The sequence below is a fragment of the Rhodococcus sp. EPR-147 genome, assembly GCF_001647185.1.
In the GTDB taxonomy this organism is placed as follows: domain Bacteria; phylum Actinomycetota; class Actinomycetes; order Mycobacteriales; family Mycobacteriaceae; genus Rhodococcoides.
Map to the genome: position 1 here is coordinate 1 of NZ_LVCU01000493.1, position 13,438 is coordinate 13,438.

Annotated in this window: 15 protein-coding genes; 6 read left to right on the top strand and 9 right to left on the bottom strand. The window is 66.1% G+C overall.

From position 1 onward, the window contains the following. Window positions 1-41: 41 nt before the first annotated feature. Window positions 42-758: a metallophosphoesterase family protein gene (locus A2J02_RS21135; RefSeq protein ID WP_068053171.1), complete on the bottom strand. Its 717-nt coding sequence runs from the start codon at window positions 756-758 to the stop codon at window positions 42-44. Window positions 759-828: 70 nt separating this feature from the next. Between A2J02_RS21135 and A2J02_RS21140 the strand changes: the two genes are divergently transcribed. After that, window positions 829-1,422 carry a suppressor of fused domain protein gene (locus A2J02_RS21140; protein ID WP_082898958.1) on the top strand — a complete coding sequence of 198 codons (594 nt, stop codon included), beginning with the start codon at window positions 829-831 and terminating at the stop codon, window positions 1,420-1,422. A gap of 7 nt (window positions 1,423-1,429) precedes the next feature. On the opposite strand, the gene A2J02_RS21145 is transcribed toward A2J02_RS21140, so the two are convergent. Together A2J02_RS21145 and A2J02_RS21150 are read right to left on the bottom strand one after the other, a co-directional pair. Next, the gene (locus A2J02_RS21145) at window positions 1,430-2,386 is read right to left on the bottom strand and encodes a lipase (protein ID WP_068053177.1); all 957 of its coding nucleotides are present in this window, start codon (window positions 2,384-2,386) and stop codon (window positions 1,430-1,432) included. Window positions 2,387-2,525: 139 nt separating this feature from the next. After that, window positions 2,526-3,614 (bottom strand): magnesium and cobalt transport protein CorA, encoded by a 1,089-nt coding sequence (locus A2J02_RS21150; RefSeq protein WP_068053140.1) that lies wholly within the window; start codon window positions 3,612-3,614, stop codon window positions 2,526-2,528. Between the two features lie 57 nt (window positions 3,615-3,671). Between A2J02_RS21150 and A2J02_RS21155 the strand changes: the two genes are divergently transcribed. The 4 genes from A2J02_RS21155 (at window position 3,672) to A2J02_RS21170 (ending at window position 6,881) form a co-directional block, all read left to right on the top strand. After that, window positions 3,672-4,508, top strand: a complete 837-nt coding sequence (locus tag A2J02_RS21155; protein WP_068053180.1) for a PHP domain-containing protein — start codon at window positions 3,672-3,674, stop codon at window positions 4,506-4,508. Beyond that, window positions 4,505-5,119 (top strand): MarC family protein, encoded by a 615-nt coding sequence (locus A2J02_RS21160; RefSeq protein WP_068053143.1) that lies wholly within the window; start codon window positions 4,505-4,507, stop codon window positions 5,117-5,119. Before A2J02_RS21155 ends, A2J02_RS21160 begins: the two co-directional genes overlap by 4 nt. Beyond that, on the top strand, window positions 5,116-5,403 hold the full coding sequence (locus A2J02_RS21165) for a hypothetical protein (RefSeq protein ID WP_068053146.1): 288 nt from the start codon (window positions 5,116-5,118) through the stop codon (window positions 5,401-5,403). The genes A2J02_RS21160 and A2J02_RS21165 overlap by 4 nt, the downstream gene beginning before the upstream one ends. Before the next feature lie 272 nt (window positions 5,404-5,675). Then, entirely contained in the window at window positions 5,676-6,881 is a 1,206-nt protein-coding gene (locus A2J02_RS21170) for an NAD(P)-dependent malic enzyme (RefSeq protein ID WP_068053149.1), read from the top strand. Window positions 6,882-6,959: 78 nt separating this feature from the next. Here the strand turns inward: A2J02_RS21170 and A2J02_RS21175 are convergent, their stop codons facing one another. The 4 genes from A2J02_RS21175 to A2J02_RS21190 are packed head-to-tail and all read right to left on the bottom strand — an operon-like array spanning window position 6,960 to window position 10,436. Continuing rightward, window positions 6,960-7,652 (bottom strand): ABC transporter permease, encoded by a 693-nt coding sequence (locus A2J02_RS21175; RefSeq protein ID WP_068053153.1) that lies wholly within the window; start codon window positions 7,650-7,652, stop codon window positions 6,960-6,962. Further along, window positions 7,649-8,314, bottom strand: a complete 666-nt coding sequence (locus tag A2J02_RS21180) for an ABC transporter permease (RefSeq protein WP_068053154.1) — start codon at window positions 8,312-8,314, stop codon at window positions 7,649-7,651. Before A2J02_RS21180 ends, A2J02_RS21175 begins: the two co-directional genes overlap by 4 nt. Beyond that, on the bottom strand, window positions 8,311-9,462 hold the full coding sequence (locus A2J02_RS21185; protein ID WP_068053157.1) for an ABC transporter ATP-binding protein: 1,152 nt from the start codon (window positions 9,460-9,462) through the stop codon (window positions 8,311-8,313). The genes A2J02_RS21180 and A2J02_RS21185 overlap by 4 nt, the downstream gene beginning before the upstream one ends. Beyond that, on the bottom strand, window positions 9,462-10,436 hold the full coding sequence (locus A2J02_RS21190; RefSeq protein ID WP_068053159.1) for an ABC transporter substrate-binding protein: 975 nt from the start codon (window positions 10,434-10,436) through the stop codon (window positions 9,462-9,464). The genes A2J02_RS21185 and A2J02_RS21190 overlap by 1 nt, the downstream gene beginning before the upstream one ends. A 207-nt stretch (window positions 10,437-10,643) precedes the next feature. On the opposite strand from A2J02_RS21190, the gene A2J02_RS21195 reads away from it, so the two are divergent. Next, window positions 10,644-11,534, top strand: coding sequence for a glycine betaine ABC transporter substrate-binding protein (locus A2J02_RS21195; RefSeq protein ID WP_068053162.1), 891 nt, complete (start codon window positions 10,644-10,646; stop codon window positions 11,532-11,534). Here A2J02_RS21195 and A2J02_RS21200 read toward each other — a convergent pair. Next, window positions 11,490-12,446: an alpha/beta hydrolase gene (locus A2J02_RS21200; RefSeq protein ID WP_068053165.1), complete on the bottom strand. Its 957-nt coding sequence runs from the start codon at window positions 12,444-12,446 to the stop codon at window positions 11,490-11,492. The two genes, A2J02_RS21195 and A2J02_RS21200, sit on opposite strands and share 45 nt — an antisense overlap. Window positions 12,447-12,454: 8 nt before the next feature. After that, entirely contained in the window at window positions 12,455-13,288 is an 834-nt protein-coding gene (locus A2J02_RS21205; RefSeq protein ID WP_068053168.1) for an SDR family NAD(P)-dependent oxidoreductase, read from the bottom strand. Window positions 13,289-13,438: the final 150 nt, after the last annotated feature.

Sequence of the window (13,438 nt, forward strand, 5' to 3'; positions counted from 1 at the left end):
GGGTGAAGTCGTTCTCCGCGTCGGCGGCCGGAAATCCGGTGTCACGTGCCATGTCTGCGCCTCACGATCTTGGGTGTCTCGAAATCCGGTCTCTCGCCGCCCGGTTCGATCTCGAGGAGGGTGTATCCGACGGTGTTGATCACCGCCGCGCCGTGCAGGGACAGGTCGTCCGGGGTGTGACCGTGCGGATGAATGTGGCCGTGCAACAACAACTGTGGGGAGAGTCGACGCGTCACCTCGTCCAGACAGTCGAAACCGATGTGCGCCGGATCGGTGTCGTCGCCGACGCCGAGCGGTGGACTGTGGGTGAGCAGAATGTCGACGGGCCGAAGGTCCTTGCGCACGTTGCGATGCCACGCGAACGTTCGGGTCAGCGTTCGTGATCGACGTCGCTGCTGCCGTTGGGTCCACTGATTGGGCCCACCGTTGTAGCGGATGGACCCGCCGAGCCCGGCGATCCGGAGGCCTGCCGCCGACACGATGCGACGATCGACGTTGACGGCACCGACCGGTCCGGGCCAGGTGGCGGGCAGCCCGGCACGCATCCACCCCGCGCGCCCGGCCGAGTACCCGGTGAGGTCCGCGTCGTGATTGCCCGGCACGAACACACACGGTGCGTTCAGCGCGTCGGTGAGGTACTCGAGGTAATCGAACGGGAGGTCGCCCGCGCCGAGGATCAGGTCGACTGCGAGCGACTTCACCTGCGGACTCCACAGGGATTCGATCGTTTCGTCGGCAACTGCGAGAACGGAGACCACGGGTACGACGGTACCCACCTCCGGTGCGGTGGTACCTCCGAACGGACTTCTCGGGCATCGGTGGTGTTGGATGGGTCAGGTGAGCGACAGTGTCATCGAAGCGGTACGCGCACATCTGGTGACCGAGATCGGCGACGAGAATCCGTCGTCGGCGTCGGTGACGTTCCTCGGCCTCGAGTCACTGGACGTGCTGAGATTCGGCGCGGACTCCGACGTGGTCCGGTACGTCAGTCTCGGCTGTTCTCGTCACCCAATGGCCGACCCCAACGAACTCGTCGCCGATCCCTCGCGCGGCCCCCGAGCCGAACTGGTGCTGACTCTGCGCGGTGGAGCAGGCGTGGCGTCGGGCGTGCACAAGTCCCTGGCCGTGCTCGCTGCCTCTCCCGCGGTGGAGGGCGTCGTACTCGTCGAGGACGCGCTGCTCGACCTGGGCGAGCCGCTGTGGACCAACGCGCCGTTCACCGCAGTGCTGCTGGGCGAGAGCGATGTCGCCGATCTGACGCTGCCCGAGCCCTACGATCCGGTTCGCTTTCTGGCCGCAGTGCCGTTGACCGGCACCGAGGCCGCGTGGGTGCGTCTACGCGGTGCCGCGGCCCTGCGGGAGGCCTGGACCGAGGCAGGGATCGACGTGCGCGATCCGAATCGATCTGCGGCCAGTCTCTGACGAGAAGTCATCGCGCGTAGGACGCCAATTCCGGTTCGGCGGTGACGGAATCGAAGATGAGGTGCAGAGGCACCTCGGCCAGGTACTTCAGTCCGGTGATCGCGGCATCCGCGTCGTAACGCAGGTTCGGCATCGTGGTGGTGAAACACAGGTCGTCCGAGATGCGTTCGCGCACAGCAGGTCCGTCGTGTTCGAGCGCGTCGAGGACGAGATGAAAGGCGACGTTGTCGCCGATGATGTTGAAATGTTCGACGGGCCGGAGCGGGCAGACGTCCTGGACGGCGATGTTGGCGGCCCCGGCGAGGGTGCTGGCGTGCGGTTGCGGGTAGATCAATTGGTCGAACTTCGTATAGATCGAGGTGTAGCTGGGCCCCGCGGGCAACGGACGCGCCGCCAGTGCGGTGAGGAACTTCGATCCGGTGGCGATCTGCCAGTTCGCCGGCGGGCATTCGTGCGAGTCGTCGCATCCCGAGCGCGCCGAGTCGGTGCCGTTGTACGGGGTGGCGAGCGAGATGAAGTCCGACACCAGTTCGGGCAGATCCGGCCAGAACGTCAACGCCCACAGCTCGTCGAGTGGACCGTGCTGGTGACCCATCAGGACGACTCGGCGACCGCTGTCGGCTGCCATGGTGCGGACCGCATGCACCACGTACTGGGCGGCGACCTGCAGGTCTCCGTAGCCCTCGTCGGGAAGCGAGAGGCTGCACACCGGTATCCCAGCGGCGGGCAGTGACTGCAGATAGTTCCAACCGAACGATTGCTGATCGGTGGCGAAGGCCGGGGTGAGCAGGACCGGATCGCGGGTGGCGTCGTGCAGATCGGTGGTGCACGTGAGGGCGTGGTCGAGGGCGGCCGGATCGACGGTGAGCACGGGACCGAGATCGGGGTTCGACCCGGCATGAGCTGTACCCGGCGCGCAGACGGTCATGATCGCGACGGCCAGTACCAGTGAGCGGATTCTCATCGATCCCTTCCGGACGGAGATGCAGAACTTCTGCAGTCTCATCCGGTCAGGACCGGCGGGATCGTGACCCGGAAGGGGTCGGGGTAATCACCAACGACCGTCGGACTCTGTTGGACGTTGTCCAATCTGCGAAAGGTCGCTAGAGCCAGTCGTTCTTGTGGAACGTCCGCCACAGTCCGATACACACGCACAACACGACCGCGACCATCAGGTGATAGCCGTACGTCCAGTGCAACTCGGGCATGTTGTCGAAATTCATCCCGTAGATGCCCGCGACCATCGTCGGCACAGCGGCGATCGCCACCCACGACGAGATCTTGCGCATGTCCAGGTTCTGCTGCATCGTCACTCGCGCCAGCGCGGCGTCGACCAATGAGCTGAGCACCTCGTCGTACTCGGAGATACGTTCGGCGACGGTCGTCTGATGGTCCTGCACGTCGCGCAGGTAGCGTCGCACCGCCTTGGGGACGCTCGGCTCCTGCACCAGACGCGCCAACGGCGTCGACAGTGGTGTCACCGACCGGCGCAGCTCGACGACCTCCCGCTTGAGGAGATAGATGTTCTCGATGGGCACGTGGTGGTGCGGCGAGAACACTTCCTCCTCCATGCCGTCGACGTCTCGCTCGATCGAGTCGGTCACCGCGAGATACTCGTCGACGACGTGGTCGGCCACCGCGTGCAGTACCGCCGACGGACCGAGCGCGAGCTGTTCCGGGTTCGCTTCGAGGCGCTGACGCACACCGGCCAACCCCGAATGCTCCCCGTGCCGGACGGTGATGACGAAGTCGCGGCCGACCATCACCATGATCTCGCCGCTCTCGACGATCTCGTTGGCCGTCGTCACCGACTCGTGCTCGACGTACTTCACCGTGCGCAGCACCAGGAATGCGACGTCGTCGTAGCGCTCGAGCTTGGGCCTCTGATGGGCGTGCACGGTGTCCTCGACCATCAGCTCGTGCAGGCCGTAACACTGGGCGATCGCGCTCATCTGGTGTTCGTCGGGTGCATGCAGACCGACCCACACGAATCCCTCGCCGCGGGCGCGGACCTCCGCGATGGCCGAGGTGTGCGTGAATCTCCCGGGCAGTCGAGCCCCGTCGACGTAGACCGCGCAGTCGACGATCGCCCGGGCCGTGGGCACCGGAATGCGCGGTATCGGCTCGGGACCGGCCTTGGCCGAACGTCGATGCAGTGACGGCAGCGACGGGCGTGGTGGAAGGGACGGCATGGCGGGCAATCGTACGCCAGCAAAACGACGACGGAGTGGGCCTGGAACACTGTGCAGGTGCTCATCGATCTCCACACCCACTCGACGGCGTCCGACGGCACCGACAGCCCGGCCGAGCTGGTCCGCGCCGCAGCCGAGGCGGGACTGTCGGTGGTGGCTCTGACCGACCACGACACCACCTCGGGGTGGGACGAAGCGGCCGCCGCTTTGCCGTCCGGCCTCACGCTGGTGCGCGGCATGGAACTCTCCTGCACCGGGCGAGGCGAGGACGGCGAGCCGGTTCCGGTGCATCTGCTGGCGTATCTGTTCGACCCGGCGAACGCGGCCTTCGCGGGCGAGCGCGCACGGTTGCGCGGCGAGCGGGTCACTCGATTGCGTGCCATCGCCGAGAAGATGGCGGCGGACGGTCTGCCCATCGATCCCGACGCGGTGCTGGCCTCGGCCGGAGCGGCAGCCGGACGACCGCACCTGGGTCGCGCGCTGATCGACGCCGGCTACGTTCCGAACATGGACGCTGCGTTCGCCGGTCCGTTGGCGACGAGCGGCAAGTACTACGTCGAGAAGGTGGACACCCCCCTCGAGGTCGCGGTGGACATGATCGCCGCGGCAGGCGGTGTCAGTGTGCTCGCGCACGCCAGAGCTCGTGCCCGCGGTCGCATCCTCGACCTCGATCACATTCGCGAACTCGCAGCGCGCGGTCTCGGGGGAGTGGAAGTGCATCACATGGACCACTCGCCGCAGGACACCGCGGTGATGGCCGATCTCGCTGCCGAACTGGACCTGATCGTCACCGGATCCTCGGACTACCACGGCACCAACAAGACGGTGAAACTGGGCGAATACACCACGGCCCCAGAGCAATACGACCGTCTCGTCGCGGCGGCACGCCCATGACATTCGACGTGACGCTCTACCTGACGGTGCTCATCACCCTGTTCGTCATCATGGACCCACCGGGCGCGATCCCCGTGTTCCTGTCGCTGGTGGGCCGCAAGAGCAAAGAAGAACGCAACAAGGCCGCGTGGCAGGCTCCCGCCGTCTCACTGACCGTCATCTCGGTGTTCGCGATCGGCGGCCAAGCGATCCTGAGCTACCTGCACATCGGCATTCCGGCACTGCAGGGCGCAGGTGGGTTGTTGCTGCTGCTCATCGCGTTGTCACTGCTCACCGGAAAGGGCGCGGGCGGAGACACCGCCGCGGAGGACGTCAACGTCGCGCTCGTGCCGCTCGGGACTCCGCTCATGGCCGGCCCCGGTGCCATCGCCGCGGTGATCGTCTACGTCAGCCAGGCCGACGGTGACGCCGGTTCGTTCCTGGCAATTGCGTTGGGCATCATCACCATTCACGTGCTGTTCTTCCTGGTGCTGCGGTTCTCGACGGCGCTGATCCGGCTCCTCGGAGAGGGCGGCATCTCGCTGTTGGCCCGCATCGCCGGTCTGTTGCTCGCCGCCATCGCGGTGCAGCTGATCGCGGATTCTGTTCGCGGATTCGTGGCCGGCGGATGACCGGGGGATCGTTCGGGCTCCGATTCCTGCGCGGGCTCAGCGGCATCGTCACCGCAGGACTGGTGGTGCTCGCCATCGGCGTCGCCGTCACGCAGTATCTGGGGCACTCCCGCGGATTCCCCGGTCCTGGCGGTCTGTCGGTCGCCGCACACATCGTCGCGGCGATCGTTGCCGTGTTCGCGCAGCGCGTCACCGATCACCGTCGCGGATTCTCGGCCGTCCTCGGGGCGATCGTGGTCTTCGTCGCCACCGGCCTCGTCCTGTGGACACAGTGGTGGCAGTAGAAGCGGTGGTGGCAGTAGAAGCGGTGGTGGCCCCGAGATCTGCTCTCTTCTGACTCTGTGGTCAGGTGGGGTTGCGATGTGGCACACTGGGGCACCGACAGGGCTACAGCCCATCGCTGATCGTGCAGGCGCACCCGCCTCACATGCGAGACACGCTCTCGGCAGTTTGCAGCCAGCACTGGCGCACTCCGACGGCCCTCATTTCCACCACTCACTTCGTTGACATTTCGTCGCCTCGCCGGTCGAGGTCGACAGTGCGAGGAGCTTTCACCGTGACGGCAGTCGAAGACACCGCAGCAACACCCACAACGCCGGCCCTTCCCGCCGGAATCACCGACGAGGAGATCTTCGCCGGGCACCTCGGCGGAAAGCTGTCGGTCGAGTTGGCGGCACCGCTCGAGACCCAGCGCGATCTCTCTATCGCCTACACCCCAGGAGTGGCCCAGGTCAGCCGCGCCATCGCCGCCGAACCCGCGCTGGCCAAGCGATACACCTGGACCGATCGCCTCGTCGCCGTCATCTCCGACGGTTCCGCAGTGCTCGGCCTGGGCGATATCGGTCCGCGCGCGTCGTTGCCGGTGATGGAAGGCAAGGCCGCACTGTTCAAGAAGTTCGCGGGCCTCGACTCCATCCCGATCGTGCTCGACACCAACGACGTCGACGAGATCGTCGAGACCATCGTGCGGATGCGGCACAGCTTCGGTGCCGTCAACCTCGAAGACATCTCGGCACCGCGCTGCTTCGAGATCGAACGCCGCGTCATCGAGGCGCTCGAATGCCCGGTCATGCACGACGACCAACACGGCACCGCCATCGTCGTCCTCGCCGCGCTCAACGGGGCCGCGAAGGTGCAGGGCCGGAGCACCTCCGAACTGAAGGTCGTCATCTCCGGAGCCGGGGCAGCAGGTGCGGCGTGCGCCAACATGCTCCTCCTGGCCGGCATCCGGGACGTGGTGGTGCTGGACTCGCGGGGGATCGTCTGTTCCGATCGCCAGGATCTCACCAGCGTCAAGGCCGACCTCGCCGCGCGCACCAACCCCCGTGCACTGGCCGGCGGAGCGGTCGACGCCCTGGCCGGAGCCGACGTGTTCCTCGGTCTGTCCGCGGGCAAGGTCGACGAGAGCTACATCGCCTCGATGGCCGCGGACTCCATCGTGTTCGCGCTGTCCAACCCGGATCCGGAGATCCATCCGGAGGTGGCGAGGAAGTACGCCGCCATCGTGGCAACCGGACGCAGCGACTTCCCGAACCAGATCAACAATGTTCTCGCCTTCCCCGGTGTGTTCAAGGGCGCGCTCGACGCAGGTGCCCGCCGCATCACCGAAGGCATGAAGCTCGCCGCTGCCGAGGCAATCCTCTCGGTTCTCGGCGACGAGTTGGCTGCGGACAAAATCGTGCCCAGCCCACTCGATCCTCGTGTCGCCCCGGCCGTTGCGGACGCAGTTGCGGCAGCAGCGCGAGCCGAGGGCGTCGCGTAGGAAAACGGAAAGAAAACACCGGCGAACCCGGCCCCACCCGGGCCTGCGGTTCGCCGGTGTCTTTCGTCGTGGCTCGAGTCAGACCTTCGCGAGTCCGGTCGGCATCCGCCGCAGGCGACCGGTTCCCGGGACGGACGCCCACACGGCGAGGGCGAGCAGACCGTCGACGATCAGGGTCAGCAGCGCCACCAGAATCGCGCCGACCAGAACGCGGCCGTAGTCGTAGAGCGCGAGCCCGTCGAAGATGTAACGGCCGAGCCCGCCGAGGTTGACGTAGGCCGCGATGGTCGCGGTGGCGATGATCTGCAGTGTGGTGTTGCGCAACCCGCCGAGGATCAGGGGCAGAGCGTTGGGGATCTCGACGCGAAACAGCACTTGGGTTTCGGTCATCCCCATCGCCCGGGCGGCGTCGACGACGTTGGCGTCGACGTTCGCGATGCTGGAGTACGTGCCGGCCAACAGCGGAGGAATGCCCAGCAGCACCAATGCGATGATCGGCGGGATCAGGCCCAACCCGATCACCAGAACCAGAAACACGAGAATGCCGAGGGTCGGCAGCGACCGCAGCGCGTTGACGAGCCCGACGATGACGGCCTCACCGCGGCGCAGGTGACCGATGAGCAGACCGACCGGAACCGCGACGGCAGCCGAGAGCAACACTGCCAACAGGCTGTACCACATGTGTTCGATCAGCCGTGCGCCGATTCCCGTGGGACCGGCCCAATTTCCGCCGTCGAGAATGTACGAGAACGCCTCGGAGAAGAGATTCATGCGCGTGCCTTCTTCTTCGACGAGCCTGTGCTCAGCCGCGTCCACGGGGTGAGACGACGCCCCAGCAGGTACAGGGCCGCGTCGAAGATCAACGCCAGGAACACGATCGAGATGATGCCCGCGAAAATCTGATCGGGATAGTCACGCTGGTAGCCCTGGGTGAACAGCTGGCCGAGGCCGCCGATGCCGATCACCGAGCCCACCGAGACCAACGAGATGTTCGTGACCGCGACGACCCTGATGTTGGCGATGAGTACCGGAAGTGCCAGTGGCAGTTCGACGGTCACTGCTCTCCGCAGTGTCGAGTAGCCCATCGCCTCGGCGGAATCGACCACGGCGAACGGCACCGAATCGAGTGCCTCGGGTACTGCGCGCACGAGCAGCGCGGTCGAGTACACCGCCAGCGCGATCACCACGTTCAACGGATCGAGAACGGGCAGACCGACGATCGCGGGGATGGTGACGAACAAAGCCAGCGACGGAAGCGTGAAGGCAATACTGGCCACCGTCAACGTGATTCGGCGAACCCAACGGGTGTTGCGAATGACGGTACCCAACGGGATGGCGATCAACAGTCCGATGAGCAGCGGGACGAGCGAGAGATACAGGTGAGTCTTCGTGTAGCCGAGAACCACATCGAAGTTGTCCAGCAGCCAGGTCACTGTTCGTTGTCCCCGGTAGTGAGGAAGTGGTGCCGGTTGCGTTCGGAGTCCTCCGACTTGCGTTGTGCAGCAAGGTTTTCGAGTATCTCAGCCCCGTCGACGCTACCCACGGCCGCCCCGGATGCATCGACCGCGACACCGATCCCCGACGGCGAGGAGATCGCCGAGTCGAGTGCCTGACGCAGATCGCCGCCCTCGAGGAACAGGGAGCCGCCCGCCGCCGTGCTCTCGTCGATGCTCCGGCCTTCGCGCACCTTCTCGACTCCGGTCGCGTCGATCCATCCGAGTGGACGGCGCTGCCCATCGACGACGAGGACCCACTGCCCCTGGTCCAGCCTCAGACCGTGGATCTCGTCCTCGGTAGCCGTATGGATGGGGTGCATGGTCACCGACTGTGCCGATCGAAACGACAGGCCGCGGTAGCCACGATCGCGACCGACGAACGACGCCACGAAGGACGTTGCCGGGGAGGCGAGTACGGTTTCCGGCTTGTCGTACTGCTGCAATCGGCCCTGGGGTCCGAACACGGCGATGCGATCACCGAGCCGTACGGCCTCGTCGATGTCGTGGGTGACGAACACGATCGTCTTCTTCAGATCGGCCTGCAGTCGCAGCATCTCGATCTGCAGTTCCTCCCGAACCACCGGGTCGACCGCGCTGAAGGGCTCGTCCATCAGCAGGATCGGCGGGTCTGCGGCAAGCGCCCGGGCGACGCCCACACGCTGTTGCTGCCCGCCGGACAGTTGCGCCGGGTAGCGCGAGGCGAATGCCGGGTCGAGGCCGACGCGCTCGAGAACGTCGAGCGCGGCTGTGCGTGCTGCGCGACGCGATTCGCCGTTGAGTACCGGCACCGTGGCGACGTTGTCGACGACGGTCCGGTGCGGCAGCAACCCGGCACTCTGGATGACGTATCCGATGCCGCGGCGCAGCTTCACCGCGTCGATGTCTGCGATGTTGCGCCCGTCGACCGTGATGACGCCCGAGGTGGGCGTGATCATGCGATTGATCATTCGCATCGAGGTGGTCTTGCCGCAGCCGGACGGCCCCACGAACACGGTGAACGAGTGTGGCTCGATCACCAGGTCCAGCGAGTCGACGGCAGTGGTGCCGTCCGGATACGTCTTGTTGATGCTCTCGAAGGTGATCATCAGCTGACCGGCTGATCCAGACCCTTGTCCTGGACCCAATCCGCTGCTGCTGCCGCGGGCTCGACCTTCTCGTCACCGGACACTCGCGTGTTCAGCGCAATCAGCTCCTCGGTGGTGATCTGCGCCGACACGGCGTCGAGCACCTGAGTGAGCTTGTCGGACTGCTTGGCTTTACGCAGCACCGGAATGATGTTCTGGGCCGCGAAGTTGTTCTCCGGATCCTCGAGGACGACCAGATCGTTCTGTGCGATCGAGGGGGCGGTGGTGAAGATGTCCGCGGCGACGACCTGTCCGGAGACGAGGGCCTCGACCGTCGCCGGGCCGCCGCCGTCGGAGATCGGGATGTAGTTGCCGGGTGAGATGTCCAGGCCGTACTTGTCTCGCAGACCGGGCAGGCCGCCGACGCGTTCCTGGAATTCCGGGGTACCGGCGAAGGTCACCTCGGAGGAGAACGGGGCGAGATCGCCGATGGTGGTGAGGTTGCGCTCGGTGGCGGTCTGACGCGTGACGACGACGGCGTCCTTGTCCTCGCCCGGTGCCTGCGCCGTCACGGTGAGGTCGTCGCCCAGAGCCGCGGGTAGCGCGGCCAGGACGTCCTCGGAGGACGTGGCGGTCGCGGATTCGTCCAAGTACTGCAGCAGGTTGCCGGTGTAGTCGGGGATCAGGTCGATCGACCCGTCTCGCACTGCCGGAATGTAGGCCTCACGGCTGCCGATGTTGAGCTTGGTGCTCACCTCGAAACCGTTGGCGCGCAGAGCCTCGGCGTAGATGTTCGCCACGGTCTCGGACTCGGGGAAGTTGGCCGAGCCGACGATGATCGAGTTGGTGTCGCTGTTGCTCTCGCCGCCACCGCTGGACAGTGGATCCGAATTTCCGCCGCAGGCGGTCAGAGCGGTGACCGAGAGAGCGAGTGCGGCTACGGCGGCCACTGCCCTCGGAGCGGAGAACGCGCGCGTGATTCGGGAGGTGGTCATGGTGTCCTTCCATCGGTTCGGGCACAGTCCTACCCATCGCCGACCGCCGCCACCGGGCTGCGGGGGCATCGTCGAAACCAGGACTCGGGCTGCTCGGGATGGTAGTCGAATTCAGCGTGCCCATAAGGTTGGTTCGACTACCGTCTCGTTCGCACTAGTGCCCCGCGGCCGAGATCGGTAAACCACCCGGGCAGTGAACAGGAGAAAATGACAGTGCGATCGTCGGTTCTGGCAGCAGCCCTGGTGATGTCGATCGCCGGACTGGTCGGCGGTTGCAGTGCGGGCGCGTCGACCGACCCTGCCGGCGCGGCCGTCGTCGTCGGAGCAGGCAGCTCGGATCTGTCGCGTCTGCTCGCGCAGATCTACGCCGGTGGACTGCGGTCGACGGGAGCGGACGTCGAGGTGAAGGACGACCTGGGAGACCGAGCCGACTACCTCGCGGCACTGGACCGCGGTGAGGTGACGATGGTTCCCGATCTCACCGGAGAACTGCTGCGCACCTTCGACACTCTGTCTGCGGCAACCGAGGCCGAGGACGTGTACACCGAACTGAACCGATCACTGCCGGCCGGGTTGTCGGTGGGGGATTACGCCACCGCCGAGGATCGACTTGCCATTGCGGTGGCGTCGGACAGTGAATCGGGCGACGAGACGGTGACCGACTTCCTGGGGCGTGAGGAAAAGACCGTGGGAATCGTGGACGGCCAGGTCGATCCCATGGACGTCATTGCCGAAGGCACGAAGAGTCCCACGTTCACAGGGGCGTCGTTCACCGATATCACTCCGTATGCCGATGCGCAGTCCGCCGTCGACGGGTTGAACGCCGGGGAGGTCGACGTACTCGCGATTCGCACCGCCTCGTTCGGCCCGTTGGCGAAGGATCTGACCACGCTGCCCGACGACGATCATGTGTATCCCGCGCAGAACGTGGTTCCGCTCTACGTCGACGGAGTGCTCAGCGAGAGTGCTGTGAGGTCCTTTTCCGTGGTGGCGGGGGAGCTGACGACTGCGGACCTCGCCGACATGATCGGCGAGGTCCGCAACGGCGTTCCGTCAGGCGAGGTCGCCGGCCGCTGGCTCGGTGAGCGCAACCTGTGACACTGTGCCCGTCTGCGTTGCCCTGACCTTGCGGCCCAGGTACGAGCCCATGTGATGGACGGCCTGAGCCGCCTCCCGCAGGATCGACGCCTGTAGATGAGCCACGTGCCAGAGCTTCTTGTATTCCACGTGCTCGAGCTCGACGCCCGACGATCGCAGCTTGTCCGCGAACGCGGTGATCTGCGCGTACAGCACCTCGTCGGTGCCGACGTGCATGACGGTCGGAGGCAGTCCGTCGAGGTTGCCCAGCAGCGGTGCGAAGCCCTGGTCGAGTGGATCGCCCGCACCCAGATAGGCGTCGGCCGAGCTGTAGGACCAGCCGGTGTTGACCACGAGATCGCGGTCCTTGGCGGCGTCGCGCGCACCGGGATCGACCCAGGGCGAGATCAGGCCGAGGGCGGCCGGGCTGGTGCCGTCGTCCACCAGACGCCGGGCGGTGGCGACCGTCAGACCTCCACCGGCGGAATCGCCTGCGATGGCGATGCGGTCCGCGGTGAATCCGTGCACGCGGACCAGCTCGCGGAACGCCGCCACGGCGTCGTCCAGACCGGCCGGGTACGGGTTCTCCGGGGCCAACCGGTAGTCGAGCACGTAGACGGCGCTGGCCGATTCCCGCGCCAGATGCGCGGCCAACGACCGGTGCGTGTTGATCGAACCGATCGTGTACGCGCCGCCGTGCAGGTACAGAATCGCGGTGTCGCGTTCGGTTGCCCCGACGGTGATGCGCTCCGCTCGCCGTCCGGCGAGCGTCAACTTCTGCGCGACGGTTCCGTGCGGAAGAGTCTGCGCCGGAGCCGCCGCCTCGAGCAGGGCCCGCTGCGCTCGGAACGACAGACGCGGATTCAGCGCCAGGCGATAGAAGGGCTTGAGTGCTGCCGCGACGATCGGCAGGGGAACGTAGAAGGACTTCACGGGCTCGCCTACTTCTTCGTACGCGGCAGCGCGCGCTTGGACACCGCGGCGATCAGGCCCTGGTAGCGAGAGCCGGTGATGCGCTGCAACAGATCGAGGGCGATGGCGTCGGACCCGATGAGCACCCGGCCCTTGCCCTTCTCGACGCCCTTGAGGATGGTCTTGGCCGCGTCGATCGGGGTGGTCTTGGCGAGCTTGCTGTCGAAGAACTTGGCCACGTCGGCCTGATCGAAGTTCTCGGCGACGGTCGCGTTGCGGGCGATGGCGGTCTTGATGCCACCGGGGTGCACCACGGTCACCTTCACCGGTGCCTTGGAGATCAACATCTCCATCCGCAGCGATTCACTGAACCCGCGGACGGCGAACTTCGCCGCGTTGTACGCCGACTGGGACGGCATGGCGAGCAGGCCGAACAGGCTGGAGATGTTGATGATGTGGCCGTCGCCGGAGGCCTGGATGTGCGGCAGAAATGCCTTGGTGCCGTTGACGACTCCCCAGAAATCGACGTCGACGATGCGCTCGATGTCCTTGAACGAGGACTTGTCCACGTCACCGTGGTACGCGATACCGGCGTTGTTGTAGATCTGGTTGACCTTGCCGAAATGCGCGACGACGGCCTCGGCGTAATCCAGCACGGTCTCGCGCTGGGACACATCCAAGAAGTCCGACTTGACCTCGGCGCCCAACGCCTCGACTCGTCGAACCGTTTCGTCGAGTCCGGCGGTGTCGACGTCGGACAATGCCAACTTCGCTCCGCGGCCGGCCAGTTCGAGGGCCAGGGCGCGGCCGATTCCCGAGCCCGCGCCGGTGACGACTGCCACCTTGCCTGTGAATGTGCTCATCGTGCGGACACCTTGTCTGTGTTGTTGCCGGCGGAGTTGGTCGCCGACGGTCCGGAGGGCAGGTCTGCGGTAGCGACGCTACGGTACGCATCGAGATCGAAGTTCCTGGTTATTCTGCGGAACTCGAAGGTGAAGCCCGGCCACAGCGTC

Excerpts from the sequence above, each read along its gene's own strand:
- A2J02_RS21140 (WP_082898958.1), top strand. The coding sequence starts at position 829 with ATGGGTCAGGTGAGCGACAGTGTCATCGAAGCGGTACGCGCACATCTG.
- A2J02_RS21145 (WP_068053177.1), bottom strand. The coding sequence starts at position 2,386 with ATGAGAATCCGCTCACTGGTACTGGCCGTCGCGATCATGACCGTCTGC.
- A2J02_RS21150 (WP_068053140.1), bottom strand. The coding sequence starts at position 3,614 with ATGCCGTCCCTTCCACCACGCCCGTCGCTGCCGTCACTGCATCGACGT.
- A2J02_RS21160 (WP_068053143.1), top strand. The coding sequence starts at position 4,505 with ATGACATTCGACGTGACGCTCTACCTGACGGTGCTCATCACCCTGTTC.
- A2J02_RS21165 (WP_068053146.1), top strand. The coding sequence starts at position 5,116 with ATGACCGGGGGATCGTTCGGGCTCCGATTCCTGCGCGGGCTCAGCGGC.
- A2J02_RS21175 (WP_068053153.1), bottom strand. The coding sequence starts at position 7,652 with ATGAATCTCTTCTCCGAGGCGTTCTCGTACATTCTCGACGGCGGAAAT.
- A2J02_RS21185 (WP_068053157.1), bottom strand. The coding sequence starts at position 9,462 with ATGATCACCTTCGAGAGCATCAACAAGACGTATCCGGACGGCACCACT.
- A2J02_RS21190 (WP_068053159.1), bottom strand. The coding sequence starts at position 10,436 with ATGACCACCTCCCGAATCACGCGCGCGTTCTCCGCTCCGAGGGCAGTG.
- A2J02_RS21195 (WP_068053162.1), top strand. The coding sequence starts at position 10,644 with ATGACAGTGCGATCGTCGGTTCTGGCAGCAGCCCTGGTGATGTCGATC.
- A2J02_RS21205 (WP_068053168.1), bottom strand. The coding sequence starts at position 13,288 with ATGAGCACATTCACAGGCAAGGTGGCAGTCGTCACCGGCGCGGGCTCG.